This window comes from Vibrio sp. TMPB1044 (genome assembly GCF_030442075.1).
Classification (GTDB): domain Bacteria; phylum Pseudomonadota; class Gammaproteobacteria; order Enterobacterales; family Vibrionaceae; genus Vibrio; species Vibrio satsumensis.
The window spans coordinates 119,295-138,153 of record NZ_JAUJED010000009.1 but is presented as its reverse complement, the minus strand read 5'-3'; the positions used below and the strand labels follow the sequence as shown (position 1 = coordinate 138,153).

General features: G+C 44.9%; 15 protein-coding genes. 13 read left to right on the top strand and 2 right to left on the bottom strand.

The window, feature by feature from the left end; translation table 11 throughout:
- Nucleotides 1–74: 74 nt before the first annotated feature.
- Nucleotides 75–887: a winged helix-turn-helix domain-containing protein gene (locus QQ041_RS04415; protein WP_146492248.1), complete on the bottom strand. Its 813-nt coding sequence runs from the start codon at nucleotides 885–887 to the stop codon at nucleotides 75–77.
- An 830-nt stretch (nucleotides 888–1,717) separates the two neighbouring features.
- Here QQ041_RS04415 and rsxA point away from each other — a divergent pair.
- The 9 genes from rsxA to QQ041_RS04370 all read left to right on the top strand — a co-directional run bounded on the left by rsxA (nucleotide 1,718) and on the right by QQ041_RS04370 (nucleotide 9,596).
- Nucleotides 1,718–2,296 (top strand): electron transport complex subunit RsxA, encoded by a 579-nt coding sequence (gene rsxA, locus QQ041_RS04410; RefSeq protein WP_004734039.1) that lies wholly within the window; start codon nucleotides 1,718–1,720, stop codon nucleotides 2,294–2,296.
- 2 nt (nucleotides 2,297–2,298) lie between these two features.
- Entirely contained in the window at nucleotides 2,299–2,892 is a 594-nt protein-coding gene (gene rsxB, locus QQ041_RS04405; protein ID WP_004734040.1) for an electron transport complex subunit RsxB, read from the top strand.
- A gap of 7 nt (nucleotides 2,893–2,899) precedes the next feature.
- Entirely contained in the window at nucleotides 2,900–5,218 is a 2,319-nt protein-coding gene (rsxC, locus tag QQ041_RS04400) for an electron transport complex subunit RsxC (RefSeq protein ID WP_285953197.1), read from the top strand.
- Nucleotides 5,218–6,264: an electron transport complex subunit RsxD gene (gene rsxD, locus QQ041_RS04395; protein ID WP_285953196.1), complete on the top strand. Its 1,047-nt coding sequence runs from the start codon at nucleotides 5,218–5,220 to the stop codon at nucleotides 6,262–6,264. Before rsxC ends, rsxD begins: the two co-directional genes overlap by 1 nt.
- Nucleotides 6,265–6,277: 13 nt before the next feature.
- Nucleotides 6,278–6,907 carry an electron transport complex subunit RsxG gene (gene rsxG, locus QQ041_RS04390; protein ID WP_063524257.1) on the top strand — a complete coding sequence of 210 codons (630 nt, stop codon included), beginning with the start codon at nucleotides 6,278–6,280 and terminating at the stop codon, nucleotides 6,905–6,907.
- Nucleotides 6,907–7,599, top strand: coding sequence for an electron transport complex subunit E (locus tag QQ041_RS04385; protein ID WP_285953195.1), 693 nt, complete (start codon nucleotides 6,907–6,909; stop codon nucleotides 7,597–7,599). The genes rsxG and QQ041_RS04385 overlap by 1 nt, the downstream gene beginning before the upstream one ends.
- 183 nt (nucleotides 7,600–7,782) lie before the next feature.
- Nucleotides 7,783–8,418: an endonuclease III gene (gene nth / locus QQ041_RS04380; RefSeq protein ID WP_010437137.1), complete on the top strand. Its 636-nt coding sequence runs from the start codon at nucleotides 7,783–7,785 to the stop codon at nucleotides 8,416–8,418.
- 126 nt (nucleotides 8,419–8,544) lie between these two features.
- Nucleotides 8,545–8,961 (top strand): lactoylglutathione lyase, encoded by a 417-nt coding sequence (gene gloA, locus QQ041_RS04375; RefSeq protein WP_004734046.1) that lies wholly within the window; start codon nucleotides 8,545–8,547, stop codon nucleotides 8,959–8,961.
- A 200-nt stretch (nucleotides 8,962–9,161) separates the two neighbouring features.
- Nucleotides 9,162–9,596, top strand: a complete 435-nt coding sequence (locus tag QQ041_RS04370; RefSeq protein WP_004734047.1) for a DUF2753 domain-containing protein — start codon at nucleotides 9,162–9,164, stop codon at nucleotides 9,594–9,596.
- A gap of 101 nt (nucleotides 9,597–9,697) precedes the next feature.
- On the opposite strand, the gene QQ041_RS04365 is transcribed toward QQ041_RS04370, so the two are convergent.
- Nucleotides 9,698–10,579, bottom strand: coding sequence for an OmpA family protein (locus tag QQ041_RS04365; RefSeq protein ID WP_017632535.1), 882 nt, complete (start codon nucleotides 10,577–10,579; stop codon nucleotides 9,698–9,700).
- Nucleotides 10,580–10,767: 188 nt separating this feature from the next.
- Here QQ041_RS04365 and rnt point away from each other — a divergent pair, with 188 nt between their 5' ends.
- From rnt to QQ041_RS04345, 4 genes are all read left to right on the top strand, one after another.
- Entirely contained in the window at nucleotides 10,768–11,412 is a 645-nt protein-coding gene (gene rnt / locus QQ041_RS04360) for a ribonuclease T (protein WP_017632534.1), read from the top strand.
- Between the two features lie 65 nt (nucleotides 11,413–11,477).
- The gene (locus tag QQ041_RS04355) at nucleotides 11,478–12,803 is read left to right on the top strand and encodes a Na+/H+ antiporter family protein (RefSeq protein ID WP_048659751.1); all 1,326 of its coding nucleotides are present in this window, start codon (nucleotides 11,478–11,480) and stop codon (nucleotides 12,801–12,803) included.
- A 275-nt stretch (nucleotides 12,804–13,078) separates the two neighbouring features.
- Nucleotides 13,079–14,422, top strand: coding sequence for a response regulator (locus QQ041_RS04350; RefSeq protein WP_261383491.1), 1,344 nt, complete (start codon nucleotides 13,079–13,081; stop codon nucleotides 14,420–14,422).
- Between the two features lie 46 nt (nucleotides 14,423–14,468).
- Nucleotides 14,469–18,827 carry a transporter substrate-binding domain-containing protein gene (locus QQ041_RS04345; protein ID WP_285953194.1) on the top strand — a complete coding sequence of 1,453 codons (4,359 nt, stop codon included), beginning with the start codon at nucleotides 14,469–14,471 and terminating at the stop codon, nucleotides 18,825–18,827.
- Nucleotides 18,828–18,859: the final 32 nt, after the last annotated feature.

Genomic DNA, 18,859 nt, shown 5'->3' with positions numbered 1-18,859 from the left:
TCGAACGTAGACTATATGCAATGGAAACCAGCATTAGACAAAGACAAAACAGAAGAAAATAAACGCTTTTATTTTTAGTGAACATAGCGACTAAGCTCCGCTTTAACCATACCAACCAGATCATCCGTTGATTGAGGAGATTCAAACAAAACCACTAAATTGACAGGCGGTGCCAATGGCTTGAGTATTACAATAGATAAGCTTTCTTGAGAATGAGCAAGGATCAATCGGCTTAACCTACCTTGTTTAGCTTCTTGAGAAACCAAAAGCTTAACGCCTTTTGCAACCAAGTTGGCCTCTTCTTCATTATCACAATAGACAGTTAAAGCTTCGCTAGAAAACATTTTAGTCAGTGGAAGCCAGCTCGTTAACTTAGGGGCTTTTGCAGTGAACACTAATGGAAACAGTGCCGCAATCGCTATGAATACGCAGCCTAGAACAATATAGATTTGATTACGTCCGAATGTGAATCGTGTTTTTTTTTCGGAACTCTCTTCAAAGCTCTCAGTCTTACCGCTTGGTTCCCCAGCGAATAAGTTCTCTTGGTTATCTGATTTATCATCATCGTCTTCTAGCCACGATACTGCCTCACTTTCTAGTTTATAACCAACCTTGGCGACCGTTTTTAGATACTTTTGTTGCTTACCATTATCCTCAAGCAAAGTGCGTATCGCGCTGATCGATTGTGTCAGTGAGCCTTCAGAGACATGTTTTCCTGGCCAAGCTCTTTTCAACAAATCTTCTTTAGTATTAATTTTTCCAGCGTTTTCACACAACATTAGAATCACAAGATGATCGTGATAGCCGATGCGCTTTTCTTCATTTTTGAGTAAATCAGTCACTAACGGGTGGTCTAAGTGAATTAACCAATTATTTACTTTGTACATAAATTAGCCTTAAAAAATGAATAACCATAATATTTATACAAATATAATTTTCATGGATAAATATTGGGTTTATTTAAAATAATTTTTATCTGTCACTTGATTCATTCAACCATTTACCACTAACCGAACGTTAACGGGATTAATTAAATGGTTATTTAAAAAGGCAAAATAAGTAACTTTTTTGTAAACGCAACTATATATAAAAAAAGCGTCGCCATGAAACAAAAAAAACTAAAATACATATATTTCAAACTTGATAACTATTTCATAAAAAAAAGAGAGTGGATTTCACTCAATTATTAAAGAATATTACAATTTAACTCAAAAATTGACTTACAATTACAGGAAATGTAAGTCTTTTTTTGTTCTTACAAAAAAAACCTCTAGCTACACGTTCGCTCAAAACTTCATTTACAACAAACTAATCTCCGCGGATTAAGTTTTTGCTTATGTCAGACTCATTTTGGGTAAATGATTTTGCTCTTTCCCCCCTCAATCCTCAATGATGAAACGGTTTTCTAAAACTGATACGTACAATTGCTCAACAAGAGGACGCCTCCTAGGCCTGTTACAAGAAAAGTTTGACAGTACCCTCGTTAAAATCGTCAATTCTATGCTTAAGAAAACCACGTATAAGAGCCCAAACACGTCCATAATATGTGTATCATTCTTACGCTTTAGAACAACTGATTTGTTGCAATGAGATCTGCTATCCTCTTATTAAGCGTATAAATTTCCATCAGACATACAAAACCACACCGTTCACTGGTTGTTATTAGGTGAGCAAAGCAGGATAATATCGGGATCGGAATCTCAAGAATTAATCCATTATGACCGAATACCTTTTGTTGTTGGTTGGCACAGTGCTGGTCAATAACTTTGTGCTAGTGAAGTTTTTAGGGCTATGTCCTTTCATGGGAGTCTCCAAGAAACTGGAGACTGCGATTGGCATGGGCCTCGCGACGACTTTCGTTTTGACGTTAGCGTCAGTATCTGCATACCTAGTAGAAACCTACATCCTTACCCCTCTGGGTATTGAATATCTGCGTACCATGAGCTTTATCTTGGTTATCGCGGTGGTTGTTCAATTTACGGAAATGGTCGTCCACAAAACCAGCCCAACGCTATATCGCCTATTGGGTATCTTTCTCCCTCTTATCACCACTAACTGTGCGGTATTAGGAGTGGCACTTCTGAACATTAATGAAAACCACAACTTCATTCAGTCGATCATCTATGGTTTCGGCGCAGCGGTTGGTTTCTCTCTTGTATTGATCCTATTTGCTGCGATGCGTGAGCGTATTGCGGTTGCTGATGTTCCAATGCCCTTCAAAGGCGCATCGATTGCGATGATCACAGCAGGCCTAATGTCTCTGGCATTTATGGGCTTTACTGGGTTGGTGAAATAAGCATGAGTACCATTTTAATTGCGATCATTGCGCTAGCCGTTTTAGCCGCTGTTTTTGGCGCTATTTTGGGCTTTGCTTCTATCCGCTTTAAAGTAGAAGCCGATCCTATCGTTGATCAAATCGACACCATTTTACCGCAAACTCAATGTGGCCAGTGTGGCTACCCTGGTTGTCGCCCATACGCAGAGGCGATCGCTAACGGAGACAAGATCAACAAATGTCCTCCGGGCGGCCAAGCAACCATTGAGAAGTTAGCAGATTTAATGGGCGTAGAAGTTGAAGACTCCGCTCATGACTTAGATAACAAAGTAAAAACCGTTGCCTTCATTCACGAAGATATGTGTATCGGCTGTACCAAGTGTATTCAAGCCTGCCCTGTTGACGCCATTGTTGGTGGCACCAAGGCGCTGCACACCGTCATCAAAGATGAATGTACAGGCTGTGACCTATGTGTTGCACCATGCCCTACTGACTGTATCGAAATGATTCCAGTGGCAACAACGACTGAAAATTGGAAATGGCAGATGAACATCATTCCTGTTACTGATATCACTAACCAAGCGACTGATGCGACCGCGTCAGAGCCTAAGGCGTAGGGTTAGTATGATCTCTTTAATTGAACAAATTCGCGCGGGCTCTATTTGGAACTTCCCGGGCGGTGTGCACCCTGCTGAAAACAAGAAACAGTCGAATACTACTGATATCGTGCATGCAAGGCTTCCTGAAGAAATCGTTCTTCCGGTAAAACAGCACATCGGTAAGCCTGGTAACTTGTTGGTTGCTGTTGGTGACACTGTACTAAAAGGCCAACAACTGACGGCCTTAAAGACTGGTTTTACTTTGCCGGTACATGCACCAACATCGGGTGTGATTACCGCTATCGAACCACGAACTACCGCTCACCCTTCAGGCTTGAGCGATATGTGCGTGGTTATTAAACCTGATGGCCTAGACGCTTGGGTTGCAAAACACCCAGTTGAAGATTTTTCTACAAAGACATCCGATGAACTGCTTGATGTAATTCGCCAAGCTGGTATCTCAGGCATGGGTGGTGCAGGCTTCCCTACCGCCAAAAAGCTTCAATCAGGCTTAGGCCGCACTGATATTTTGATCGTCAACGCTGCGGAGTGTGAGCCTTACATCACCTCCGATGACAAGTTGCTTCAAGAGCATGCCGAAGAAGTACTAAAAGGCATCGAAGTGGTTGAACACATCCTTCAACCAAAGCTGACTGTTATCGGCATTGAAGACAACAAGCCAGCTGCAATAAAAGCACTTGAGATTGCGGCGAAAGACAAAGATATCGTCATTCGTGTTATCCCAACTAAATACCCTTCTGGTGGTGAGAAACAGCTGATCAAGATCCTTACTAATAAAGAGGTTCCGGCTGGCGGCATCCCTGCAGACATTGGTGTTTTAGTTCAGAACGTCGGCTCTCTTTACTCGATTAAGCGAGCGGTAATTGACGGCGAACCTGTGGTTAACCGCGTTGTGACATTAACCGGTAAAACCTTTAAGCAACCTCGTAACGTTTGGGCACTATTAGGTACACCTGTACTCGAGTTACTTGAAGAGTTTGGCTACAAAGCCGATAAAAAACTGCCGCGTTTGATTTTGGGCGGCCCTATGATGGGCTTTACCTTGCCACACGCCAATGTGCCAATCACTAAAACGTCGAACTGTATTTTAGCGCCAACGCGTCGTGAGATCTCACCAAGCACTTACGAGATGGAATGTATTCGTTGCAGCGCGTGTGCTGAAGCTTGCCCTGCCTCTCTGCTGCCTCAACAGCTGCAATGGCACGCGAAAGCCAATGAGCTGGACAAGTGCGAAGAGCTAAATATTAAAGACTGTATTGAATGTGGTGCTTGTGCGTTTGTTTGCCCAAGTGAAATTCCTCTTGTTCAGTACTATCGCCAAGCGAAAGCCGAAATCAAAACAAGAAAAGACGAAGCAACGGCCGCAGAGCGTGCCAAGGTTCGTTTCGAAGAGAAAAACGCTCGTATGGAGCGTGACAAAGCAGAACGTGAAAACCGCTTCAAGAAAGCCGCGGATAACCGTCGCAAAGACATGAAAGCGGCAGACGGTGACGATGCAATTGCTGCTGCGATTGCACGTGTTAAAGCACAAAAAGCCGCAGCTGAGCAGGCTCCAAGTGAAGAGCCAACAGTCAAACCTGCGGTAGCCGCTGCAATTGCTAAGGCAAAAGCGAAACAAGCTGCGGCTCAGAAAGCAGACAGTGCTGAACCAGACAACTCTGAAATGTCGAAGCTACGTGAAGAGCGTAAGCGTCAAGCTCGAGAACGCAAGGCGCAACAAGCAGCTGCTGACACTCCAGCTGAAAGCTCTGGCGATGCTAAGAAAGATGCCGTTGCTGCCGCTATTGCCCGTGCTAAAGCCAAGAAGGCTCAGCAAGTAGAATCAGCTTCTGACGCTCCAACTGAAAGTACTGGTGATGCCAAGAAAGATGCCGTTGCTACCGCAATAGCTCGCGCTAAAGCGAAAAAAGCACAGCAAGCGGGAGCAGCTTCTGAAGCTCCAGTTGCAAGTACTGGCGATGCTAAGAAAGACGCCGTTGCTGCCGCTATTGCGCGTGCTAAAGCGAAGAAAGCACAACAAGCAGAATCAGCTTCTGGTGCTCCAGCTGAAAGTACTGGTGATGCCAAGAAAGACGCCGTTGCTGCCGCTATCGCACGCGCTAAAGCGAAGAAAGCACAGCAAGCTAAGCCGGTCGAAGCTGAAGAAATCGCTCTCGAACCTGTAGCTGAACCTTTAGTTGAAAAAGAGACTGTGGTTGAATCTGAGGCTCAATCAGAACCCGTCGATCCTAAGAAAGCAGCCGTTGCTGCCGCAATTGCTCGTGCTAAAGCAAGAAAAGCGCAGCAAGAGCAAGATAAAAAGAACAATGAGGAGAAAGAGTAGTGGCCTTCTTTATCGCCAGCTCACCGCACGCACACAATCGTAGAAGCACCCCAGATCTCATGAAATGGGTGGCTATTTGTGCATTGCCAGGTCTACTAGCTCAAACCTACTTCTTTGGATGGGGTACGCTCATCCAGTTAGTATTTGCTATCGCACTTGCTGTTACCTTTGAAGCAGCCGTAATGCTGTTGAGAAAACGTCCGCCAGTGATGGCGCTGCGTGATTACAGTGCGGTTGTGACCGCTTGGCTACTCAGTGTCGCTATTCCTCCGCACTCACCGTGGTGGATTCTAGTGATAGGTATGTTCTTCGCGATTATTATCGCGAAACACTTATACGGCGGACTAGGACAGAACCCATTTAACCCTGCGATGGTGGCTTACGTTGTTTTGCTGATTTCATTCCCAGTTCAGATGACGAGTTGGAATGCACCCACGAGCTTAACAGCAGAAGCGACAAGTTTTATTGACTCATTCTTGATGATATTCACAGGCTTCAATAACGAAGGTTTATCTCTGCAACAAGCACGCCTTGGTATTGATGGCACCACAATGGCGACGCCACTTGATGCATTCAAAACGGCATTAACGGCAGGCAACACTGCTTCGGAAGCACTATCTCAACCGCAATTCAGTTGGTTAGCTGGCGTAGGCTGGGAATGGGTGAACCTTGCTTACTTAATCGGCGGCTTGGTGCTGATTAAGCAGCGTGTTATTCAGTGGTATATCCCAGTGGCTTTCATCGGCAGTCTGACTCTGTTTAGCTTAGTGTTCTTAGTGCTCACTCCTGGTGAAACCGCTTCTCCAACCATTCACCTTCTGTCTGGTGCGACTATGCTTGGTGCATTCTTTATTGCAACCGACCCAGTTTCGGCTTCAACGACAGTTAAAGGTCGCTTGGTGTTTGGTGCGTTAATTGGCGCGTTAGTGTTTATTATCCGCAGTTGGGGTGGCTTCCCTGATGGCGTTGCGTTTGCTGTATTGTTAGCCAATATGTGTGTACCACTGATTGACTACTACACCAAGCCTCGTACATACGGCCACTAAAGGAGCGGACATCATGCTAAATGCAATTAAGAAAAACGGCCTTGTGCTCGCGATTTTTGCCTGTGCATCGACAGGTTTAGTAGCGGTAACCCACTACCTAACAAAAGATCAGATCAAACAGCAAGAACAAGCTCAACTGCTCTCTGTACTTAACCAAGTGATCCCACACGATCTTCACGACAATGAACTGTTTTCGTCTTGTACATTGGTTCAAGCAGAAGAGCTTGGTACAGAGAAAGCGATGCCAGCTTACATCGCCAAAATCAATGGTGAGCCAAGCGCGATTGCTATCGAGGCAATTGCACCAGACGGTTATAACGGTGCGATTAAGGTGATCGTCGGTATGAAAATCGACGGTACCATTTTGGGCACTCGTGTACTTTCTCACCAAGAAACTCCAGGCTTGGGTGATAAGATTGATCTACGTGTGAGTGATTGGATTCTTTCGTTTGCTGGTAAACAAGTGACGGATTCTAATCTTGACCGTTGGAAGGTTCGTAAAGACGGTGGTGACTTCGACCAATTTACTGGCGCTACCATTACCCCTAGAGCGGTAGTGAAATCTGTCAAACAAGCGGTCCAATACGTCAACCAAAACAACCAAGCATTGCTTGCTCAACCTCTAAATTGTGGTGGTGAATAATGAGTGATCATAAAACATTAATCAAAAATGGCATGTGGGCCAACAACCCTGCCCTAGTACAACTGCTTGGGTTATGTCCTCTATTGGCTGTCTCTTCAACGGTAACCAACGCACTTGGGCTCGGTATTGCGACTCTACTTGTATTAGTCGGTTCCAACGTCGCGGTTTCTCTAGTTCGTAACCACGTACCAAAAGAGGTACGTATTCCGGTGTTCGTGATGATCATTGCATCACTGGTTACGTGTGTTCAACTGCTGATGAATGCTTACGCGTATGGTCTGTACCTATCTCTCGGTATATTCATCCCGCTGATCGTAACCAACTGTATCATCATTGGTCGAGCAGAAGCCTTCGCTTCTAAAAATGAAGTATTACCAGCGGCTCAAGATGGCTTCTGGATGGGCCTTGGTATGACATCGGTACTGGTGGTACTGGGCGCAATGCGTGAAATCATTGGTAATGGCACCCTATTTGATGGCGCAGATCTGCTACTCGGTGATTGGGCGTCAGCCTTAAGAATCGAAATTTTCCAATTTGATAACAGCTTCTTGCTGGCTCTACTTCCACCGGGTGCCTTTATTGGTGTTGGTTTCTTGATTGCGTTGAAAAACATCATCGACAACCAAGCAAAATCTAGACAGCCTAAACAAGAAAAACCAGTCATTGAACGCGCTCGCGTTACCAATGCTTAATAAGTTACAGTAGCTTAAACCCTGCTGAGTAGCTCAACCGCTCAGCAGGTAATTAGATTGACCAAGTACACATAATAATGACGCTCATAAGAGCGCGTAACCGATGATAAAGCCTGAGCATTGAGAGTTTATTGAATACCAACTCCGGAACTCAAGCCCTAACTATTTGAAAGTAATGTCGCTATGAACAATGTAAAACGAGTAGAAATACTTGAGCGTTTAAGAGAAAACAATCCAAAGCCAGAGACTGAGCTTAACTGGAACAGCCCTTTCGAGTTGCTGATCGCGGTACTTTTATCAGCGCAGGCAACCGATGTCAGCGTCAACAAAGCAACGGATAAGCTTTACCCAGTGGCTAATACTCCCCAAGCCATTTTCGACCTAGGTGTTGATGGCTTAAAAGAGTACATCAAGACAATCGGCCTGTTTAATTCAAAAGCAGAAAACACCATTAAAACGTGTCGAATGCTGCTTGACCTACACAACGGTGAAGTTCCGGAAGATCGTGCGGCATTAGAAGCCCTTCCTGGCGTTGGTCGTAAGACAGCTAACGTAGTATTGAATACCGCTTTCGGTTGGCCAACCATTGCCGTTGATACTCACATCTACCGTGTATCAAACCGCACTAAATTAGCAATGGGTAAAACGGTCGACGATGTTGAGGCTAAGCTTCTCAAAGTCATTCCAAAAGAATTCAAACTGGATGTCCACCACTGGCTCATTCTTCATGGACGTTACACCTGTGTCGCGCGTAAACCACGCTGTGGCAGTTGTATCATTGAAGACCTATGTGAGTTCAAAGAAAAGACGGACGTCTAGGCTCATAAGCTGTTAGCCCTAAGCGAAAGAAGCTAACAGGCCCAATGGCTAAAAAGCACCGCGTTTTTCTCGCGGTAGAAAACAGAATTACAAAAACGTAAACATAGTTAAAGCTAGGAGCAAATCATGTCAAACGGTCGTATTTTACACACCATGCTACGCGTGGGTGATCTAGACAAGTCTATCGAGTTCTACACCAATGTAATGGGCATGCAGCTATTACGTAAAAACGAAAACAAAGAGTACGAATACACATTGGCTTTCGTTGGCTTTGGCGACGAATCTCAAGGCGCTGTGATTGAACTAACGTACAACTGGGGCACCACGGAATACGATCTTGGCTCTGCTTTTGGTCACGTTGCTATCGGTGTTGATGACATCTACACAACGTGTGACGCGATTAAAGCAGCAGGCGGTAACGTGACTCGTGAAGCCGGCCCAGTAAAAGGCGGCTCTACGCACATCGCATTCGTTAAAGATCCTGACGGCTACATGATTGAGCTGATTCAGAACAAACAAGCAAGCGCTGGTCTAGAAGGTTAATCTCTAAATACCTTTGCGAGATTAGGCTAGAACGCCTGATGAAATGAACAGAGAAGCGAGCACTATGCTCGCTTCTTTTCTATCACTCTCCCCATAATCGATATTCTTTACCAATTATTATTAACAATCTCACTGATGAAACTTTACATGATAATGATTATCATTTAAATTAACCACCTATTGATTAGTGAGGTAATACAATGATTAGCGAATGGGAAAAACACACGTTACTCGCCGATACGGCATTGCAGCTCGATGATCCTGTACGAAGTATTCTTCACTATCAGCAAGCATTGAACTTAAGCGAAGAAATTACAGAACGTACCGATATTCAGGCCGATGAACGCCTACTGATTTCAGTGATTTCTTGTCACAATCTTGCGCAATTCTGGCGCTGGGCCGGTGATACTGAGTACGAACTTAAGTATCTTCAACTGGCTTCAGAAAAAGTGCTGACTCTTATCCCTCAATGTCCTAACACGCAATGTTCTAGCTTTATTGATTCAATTGGTTGCTGTAAGAAAGCGCTGATCGATTTCATGAAACGCCATCCCAACCCTAAAATTGCTTCTATGGTCGAAAAGATCGATACCGCGACCAACTGTGAAATGATTGCTCGTTTCCGTCTTAACTAGGAAAGCTCCTTTCGCAGACGCAACGTTTAGTTCATTGATTCAAATTAAAAAGCCCGTCATGACGACGGGCTTTTTAATTTGAGCTTTAGATTTTATTGGCGCTAAACCTGCGTTCTACCCAATGAGATAACAACGCGTCGGTTCTTGTCTTTACCAATTGGCGAGTTGTTGTCGGCAATTGGACGACGCTTACCATAGCCTTGTACTTGAATACGGTCTTCTGGCAAACCGAGAGACTTAAAGTACTCTCTTAACGACTCAGCTCTGCGCTCTGAAAGGTTTTGGCTAATGCCTTTGCTGTCGACAGAATCGGTGTACGTTGCCACCAGCACAAGATCAATATCTTGGTTGTAGCGAACATAATCAGCAATCTGGCTCAACCTTTTACGTGACGACTTATTCAGCTGATCGCTATTACGGTCGTAATGCAAAATAGTAAAAGAGATATCTTCAAAGCTGTAAGGCAATAGGTTGGCAACACAGTCGCTGAACACATTGTATTTTTCTTGGAACAACACCGATGATAACGACACTTCGATACGTTGATCTCGACTTTGCCACTCTTGGTAACTGAATGTCGGGTAACGCCCTTTCTCCAGCTCACTCAAAATACCCCAAGCCGTTTGTCCGCCTACGTAGCCATCAAATTGTTGGAAGAACTTAATGGTTGTCATGCGATCAGCACTTTCGCCCGGACGCCAAGGTGGTGGCATTGAAATCAAGCTAACATTGCGAGTCGCACCCATTGGGCGGCGCATTTTAAGCTCAAAGTCCAAAATGATTTTTTTACTCGCACGAGATGAAAACTCAGCGTCACCAAAATTTGGGATTGGATGAACTAAGCGACATTCTAGTGGCGTGTTAGCCACCATCTCCCACGTTGACTGTTGAGGAGATGCTCCATAACGCTTTTCTTGTGCCATTACCGATGACGACATAAGAAGCGAAAATAGCATTGAACCTGTTATGAGTTGTTTCTTCATAAAGTGGAGTATCTCTTAAGCAATTCGTTTAACAATGCAGCCAATTGCCGCATTTTTCTCTCGCGTTTAAATATGCAATTATCAAGCCGCAATGGGTCGGCTAATTTACGATTTATTGCCCTTCCCTAGTTTTTATCACTGCTATTATCTGCAATAATGCAGCCTTAATCACACTTATTTGGGCTAACATGACTGTAGAAAACGAAGCTCTGACCCTAAAAAAACGCTTTCGCGGCTATTTTCCAGTGGTCATCGACGTGGAAACCGCAGGGTTTAACGCGGAAACCGATGCATTATTAGAAATCTGTGCCATCACATTAAAAATGGATGAGAACGGAGATCTGCAACCTGCATCAACGCTTCATTTTCACATTGAGCCTTTTGAAGGCGCAAATATAGAGCAGGCAGCATTAGACTTTAACGGAATTAAAGACCCATTTAGCCCATTACGTGGTGCTGTGTCGGAACAAGAAGCCCTTAAAGAAATCTACAAGCTAGTGAGAAAAGAACAAAAAGCTTCAGATTGCAGTCGTGCAATCATGGTCGCTCACAATGCTACATTCGATTTGAACTTCGTTAATGCGGCAAGTGAGCGTTGTAAGCTTAAACGCGTCCCGTTCCATCCATTTGCAACTTTTGACACTGCAGCTCTTAGTGGTCTTGCCTACGGTCAAACCGTTTTGGCTAAAGCTTGCCGCACTGCAGGGATGGAATTTGACAACAAAGAAGCACACTCTGCTTTGTATGATACGCAAAAAACCACAGAGTTATTTTGCGGCATTGTAAACAAATGGAAAGCCCTTGGTGGTTGGCCTCTTGTTGACGAAGAATAAAAAATAGAGTCGGTAAACGTTCACTCGTATTGCCTTCATAAAAAACACAACATCCCGAGAATAATATGAATCCTGTTGTAATTTCAGTTTGCATCATGCTTGTTTTAGCTTTGATGCGCGTAAACGTAGTCGTTGCTCTCACGTTCAGCGCAATTATCGGTGGCGTAGCCTCTGGTATGGGCTTGAACGATGCAGTCGCGGCTTTCGAAAGTGGATTAGGTGGCGGTGCAACTATCGCACTTAGCTACGCTATGCTTGGTACATTCGCTGTTGCTATCTCACGTTCTGGTATCACAGATCTCCTTGCTCAAAGTGTTATCAAACGCATTCACGGCAAAGAGAACAGTGCAGCATCGACTGGTCTTAAATACGGCATCCTTGCGTCGTTGATCTTAGTAACCATGTCTTCGCAAAACGTGATTCCTGTACATATCGCCTTCATCCCAATCTTAATCCCACCTCTACTAGGCGTATTCGCAAAAATGAACCTAGACCGTCGTCTAGTTGCGTGTGTGCTTACTTTTGGTCTGATTACGCCTTACATGGTGTTACCGATTGGTTTTGGCGGCATCTTCCTAAACAACATCCTGCTTAAAAACCTTCACGACAATGGTCTTGAAAACGTTGTAGCAAGCCAAGTACCTATGGCAATGTTGTTACCAGCAGCAGGCATGATCTTCGGCCTTCTTACCGCAGTATTCTTTACTTACCGTAAGCCTCGCCAATACAAAGAAACTTCTCACACTGTTGTTTCAACAGAAGTGAAAGAGATCAATAAGAAGCACATCCTAGTTGCAGCGGCGGGTATCGTAGCTGCGCTAACAGTTCAACTGTCGACGGGTTCTATGATCATCGGTGCTCTAGCGGGCTTCATGGTATTTACCTTCGGTGGCGTCATTGCTTGGAAAGAGACACAAGATGTTTTCACCAAGGGCGTTCATATGATGGCAATGATCGGTTTCATCATGATTGCAGCGGCAGGTTTCGCGGCAGTTATGAAGCAAACGGGTGGCGTTGAATCTCTGGTTGAAGCGCTTTCAACCAGCATCGGTGACAATAAACCTCTAGCTGCGCTACTTATGCTAGTGGTTGGTCTACTCGTAACGATGGGCATTGGTTCTTCGTTCTCTACGATTCCAATCCTTGCGACTATCTACGTTCCACTAGCGGCAGCATTTGGTTTCTCACCAATGGCAACGATCGCTCTAGTAGGTACAGCAGCAGCACTTGGTGATGCGGGCTCTCCGGCTTCTGACTCAACATTAGGTCCAACGTCTGGTCTAAATGCTGATGGTCAACACGAGCACGTTTGGGAAACTGTAGTACCAACATTCTTGCACTACAACATCCCACTGATCGTATTCGGTTGGATTGCAGCCATGGTTCTGTAATTAGGTTCTGTAGTTAAACAGTCCTACCCTGACTTTTATAAAGACCGCCTCGTGCGGTCTTTTTTGTATTTAGCCTCTTTTCACTCTTTCTTTATAACTTTAGAAATAAGCTAACCTTCTGAACCAACGTCACTTTCTATACATTATTCCGTTCGCATTAATATGCAACTTATGGCTATTAATTAAATTCACTTCTACACTTAAGTGTTTAATAAATAAGCCGCTAATTCATAGAAGACAAAGTGGCAAGGCTCAATACGTCAGAAGGCTACTATATGGATATACTCGCCCGATCGCGCTACCTCATCATTGATGACAGCAGCGTCATTCAAAGTGCGACACGCGCACTGCTTATCAAACTCGGTGTTCCGAACAACAATGTAATCAGCGCCTCCAATGCCCAAAATGCAATTGAGGCTTGCCGCGCACATCGATTCGATATATTACTGATTGACCATGATTTAGGCTCAGGTAGTAATGGCTTACAACTGCTTGAGCTTTTGCAGCAGAAAGAGTTAATCAAACCACAAACCCTTGTGTTTATAGTGACGGGTAATGATAGCCAAGACATCTTCTTTGGCTATGCTCACTTCGAACCTGATGGCTACCTGATCAAGCCAATAAGAGCCGATGACATCATAAAACGAGTGACATCAGCCCTGTGTCGACAGCAATACTTTTCGACATTAGAGCAAGCCTATCTTAAGAACGGGCTCAACGCGGTAAAGCCACTCTTTGGTAAAGCCCCCGACCCATCGACATTGAAAGACGCCATAATCTACATGGCAAACATTCTGATTAAGAATCACCACCTCGATGAGGCACAAGCCATGTTAAATGGTTTGCTGCAGCTCCATGATTACTTGCCTGCCAAGGTTAAGCTGGTTGAAATCCATATCGCTAAACAGAATTATCACGACGCGCTCAGTCAGATAGATAGCTTGATAGAAAACAATCCACGCAACATCAAATTGCAGCAACTTAAGGTCAAGATCTGCCTCAATACCAGTGACTTCGAATCGGCTAACCAGCTAATCGACCAAGTGCTCACCGTAAACGGCAGTAATATTGAGCTGACCAACACCATGGTTTGGCTACAACTGTTAGATAAAAACGTTGAACAAGCGACCCTACACCTCAAGTCGCTTGCTCAACTCATTCCCCACTCGATTTGGGATTCTGCTGGTAAGCGAGCACTGATCTTATGGGCAGACAGTTTAACCCTCACTCAAAAAGAGCTAGCACTTTGGAAGCCTGAAGGGGCTTGGCAAAGGCTCTCTCATTCTGAAAAGTCGTACGCACTCAGTAAGCCGTTGTTGAAGCTTTGTCGAACCTTACAGCTCATTCAACTCGAACAGCATGAGGTGGCAAAAGAGCGTATTGAGAGTATTTCAATGAACGAGTTCTCAGACAATGATGTCGAAGCTTTCTTCTTATTAGCACTGTGTTATCAAGCCTTGGGTCTACAAGACAAAGTCGATCAAATAAAGCGCCAAATTGAGATCCACCTAAAAGCAGACCATACCAGCCTCGCCCTTTTGCAGCGTATGGCATTACAGCAAGCAGACAATTTTGCATTACCCACACTAACCAAAGCGCCTTTGGCCGCCGTTAGTTGAGCACACCGTCAAACCCAAATGAGTACGTAAACGACAGGATGTCTTTATGCAGAACAATGCTACAAAAACGAAAACGTGGTGTGTCGCCTTTCTATTGAGTTGCCTTACGGTATTCATGTGGCCACTGCACAGCCTTGCTGAAAGTACACCTCTAGCAAACTCGTCGAATAACCAAGTTGTATTACGTGTCGGCCTACCTTCTTACAACATGGTTCCTTATAGCTACCAACATCAAACGCCCTCTAGGAACATTGTTTCTGAAGGACTACTCATCAGCATGTTGGATGAGGTATCGGCAAACGCAGGCTTCAAATATAAAATCGAGCTATTCCCTACATTTAGCAGCGTACTCAGTGCATTTGAACAGGGTGAATTAGATTTGTTGGTAGGCGTCTCTTCGACCAAAGAGCGCCAAGAATATATGACGTTCAGTGAACCCATGTTCTCGATTCGACGAGCGGTCATTACTCAAAATCTGAAAATAAACGACTTGAGTGAACTGGCAACCGCAAACTTAGCGCTAGAGAAAGGGTTTGCGCTCAATGATCTCCTACCTAGTTTACTTCCAGAGAGTCGAATTACCACGCTAGACAGCACACAAGCGGCCTTCACCGCGATTGAAGAGAATCGTGTTGATGCTTACATTGGTGATGCACTTGCGCTTTCTGCGTTACTGCGAGAACAACCTAAAGACTCACTTACACTATCGGTTCTTCCTGACCTTCCAGCTGACCACTTGCACTTTGCAGTCAAAAAAGGAAAACACAAACTACTCAGCCGAATCAACTTTGCTTTAGAGGACATCAAGCAAGGTTCTCTGCAATCGATTTACAACCAATGGCTTGCTCCCTCTCAACACTCGATGTTGCTGGATTATGGAACATTGAACTTAACCCAAGACGAAAAGAACTGGCTTGATAACAACCCTTCCATCCCTGTAGGCACACACTCCAATTGGTATCCTTACGACTTTACCAATGAGCAACAACAACACTCAGGCTTATCTGCTGATGTGTTAAATCTGATAAGTAATGTGCTCGGCGTATCATTTGAAAGTACCACTTACCTAACACCAGAAGCGGCAGAGGTCGCGTTCAATAATGGCGAGACCATGGTGCTAACCAACATCACTCCAACCACAGATAAAGCGCGATACATAGACTTCACTCAAGCCTACAGTTTTGAACCTTGGGTGTTATTGAGTCGCTCTGATCGATTAGGTAACTTTGCGCCAAGTGGCACCGAAAATATTGGTGTGATTCAAGATTCCGGAGGCAAAACGGTTCTACCTTCTCTCTGCCTGACTTGCCAAGCCGTCCCTTACATCAATCACGTCAGCGCATTCCAAGCATTACAGAAAGACGAAATCAGTTTCGCGCTTGCTTCACTTCATCATGCTGCACCTTTATTGCATCAAGACTATGTAGGGCAATTCAAAATCACTGGCACCATTAATGAGCAAAACAGTGCTCCTTTAGCTCTAGCAGTCAACTTCCGCCATCCCATGCTGTTGAGCATTCTCAACAAAGCCATTGGCGCATTGCCTGCCAACGAACTAGAGCGTTTGGAAAACAAATGGTTAACCTACGAATACCAAGAAGGTTTGTCGCCACGCGAAGTAGCTAAATGGTCAGTGATCATCGGGCTTGGGATCTTTGTGGTCATTTTCGTGATCGTATTCTGGAACCGTAAAATGGCAGCAGAAATCGAGCAGCGAAAAGTCGCAGAACAGCGCGCCAAAGCGGCAGAAGCCCATTTACAAACACTGGCCGACAATATTGATGGAGTTGTACTTAAACATACTCAAACACACCCTCAGCAGCCTTTGAATATTCAGTTTAGCTTCGTCAGTGCAGGTGTAACCGATATGTTCGGCTTATCCGTGGATAGCGTAAAGGAGCACCCTCAACATCTTTTCGAGCTTATCTCGAAGGATGGCCTGCCACAGTTTGAAGCCAGTATGCTTGATGCTATTGAAACCGGGCATTGGGAAAGCGAACAGCAAGTCCAGTTAGAGTCTGGTGAACTGAAATGGGTGAAATTTAATAGCCAGATATCGAACAACAAGGCTATCGAATGGAACACGGTGATTACAGACATCACCCTACTGAAAAAACAGCAACAGGCTTTAGACAACGCCCGCCAGAAAGCTGAAAGTGCCACCGCCGCTAAGTCGCAGTTCCTGGCGACTATCAGCCATGAGGTTCGCACCCCAATTAGCGGAATCTTAGGGTTACTGGAATTAATGCAGGAGCATCAGTTGAGTGAAGAGTTGCTCAACCTACACGGAGGATTGAATCAGTCAGCTCGTAACTTACTGCACATCGTTAATGACGTGCTCGATTACTCTAAGATTGAAGCGGGAAAACTAGAGCTTAACCCGACCGAGATCGAGTTTGGTAAAGTACTAGCACGAATCGTGCAACCACAATCCATTCACGCGCAGCAAAAAGGCTTGGCCTTCCATTATTGGCAAGATCCAAATCTCGTTCAATGGCTGTTCGCAGATGACATACGACTCCACCAAATTCTGAACAACTTCCTTAACAATGCGATTAAGTTCACTGAACACGGGACAATTTCGTTACATGTTGATGTGATTGAACAGAACGAACATCAGCAGAAAGTTAGCCTCACGGTTTCCGACACGGGCATCGGCATCCCGAAAGACAGACAACAAAGCTTATTCCAACCTTTTGAACAAGTCGACAAAACCACTAGCCGCCGTTTTGGTGGAACAGGGCTTGGACTATCTATAGCTTTGAAATTGATAGAACAGATGGATGGCAACATAGAACTGTCAAGTGAAGAAGGAAAAGGCAGCCACTTTACGATTACCGTTACCCTCCCGACTTGTACTCCTCAAGATGCAGTAAGCAACGCTTTGGCTCTACCACAAACGCTGATTTGCCCTTCGGAGGTTGAGAATCCTATTGGACTAGATGTGGGTAATCACTCATACGAGGTATATATTGTCGGCTACGTTCTGCAACAAGAAGAGCTATGTCGATATCTGAAACACTTCGACCTTGAGCCAAAGGTTCTGCACATAAATCAAAAACACCTACTTAAAGAGATGGTCGTCAAACATCAGCCCAAACACATCTTTGTTGCGATGTCTGTGTGGCAACAACTGGCGATTACCGATGCTTGGATCCAGCAACACACGAGCTCAACACGCTTCACTGTGATCAACCAAAACCCAATGCTCTCACCAGAGCCTTTAGGCAACTCTTGGTGCTTGTCGGTGAATCCGCTGCTGCCCGATAACTTAGTTCACGTTCTAACGAAGCCCGTCAGTCACGACAGTCTAATCTCGCCATTAGACAGCGAAACTAAAGCGCCGCTCGCCACAGAGACTCGCGAACAAGCTGAACTCAACGGCAGGCTGATTCTGGTCGCGGAAGATCATCCCATCAACCAGCAAGTCATCGCCAAACAGCTTGAAAATATTGGTGTCCACGCCGACATCGTTGATAACGGAGTGTTGGCCCTGAGCGCCTTGAAAGATAAATGCTATGGCCTATTGCTAACCGATTGCCACATGCCCGAAATGGACGGATACACACTTGCATCAAGTATTCGTCAAATAGAACAACGTAAAGAGGAGCTTAACCAAGAAACTCAAAGACTGCCAATCGTCGCGCTGACTGCAAATGCAGTGCAAGGTGAAGATGCTAATTGCTACGCGCACGGCATGGATGACTTCTTGGTTAAACCCGTTTCGATTAAGCAGATGAGATTAACCATTGAGAAGTGGCTGCCCGCAATCGACGATTCCAACCCAGTACGTGAAACTGATGTTTACGATGCAAAGGAATCAAAGGCACAGAATCAGGAAGTCAATGCTTCATCAAACTATTCACCTAAAGACGAGGAAACCAATAAAGACGAAGAAGCCAATGAATTTTCGATGCTGTTCCAAGATATTGAACAAAGCTTTGAGGATAATCAGAGCCTAGAGCCAAGCGAAGACCTCGTTCCTGCAAGCGCCCGAGACTCCTTCAGCGATACCAACAATCAAGTGATCGACTACGCCACCCTCTATGATCTCTTCGACGATCACGATGTCGTACTGACCTTACTTGCTGAGTTTGCCGTAAGCTTCATGGAAGATAATAAACGGATAAACGACCTGTGGGCTAACAAGGAATACCGAGAACTAAAAACCACGGCACACCGACTTAAAGGCGCAGCAAAAATGGTGGCATGTGACACGATTGCTTCTCCGCTCGCAATCATTGAGGCGCAAGCAAACGATCTAGTAACCGAAGCCACGGGCTTAGAGCAAGCCGAATCAACAATTGAAGCATCAATCGCGGAAGTCACTACCACATTCGAACGGTTTACAGAGGAGATAAACCAACTACGTCAGACAAAAAAAAAGGCTTACTCTTATGAGTAAACCTTAGAAGTCGTTGCGTTAATACAGACAGC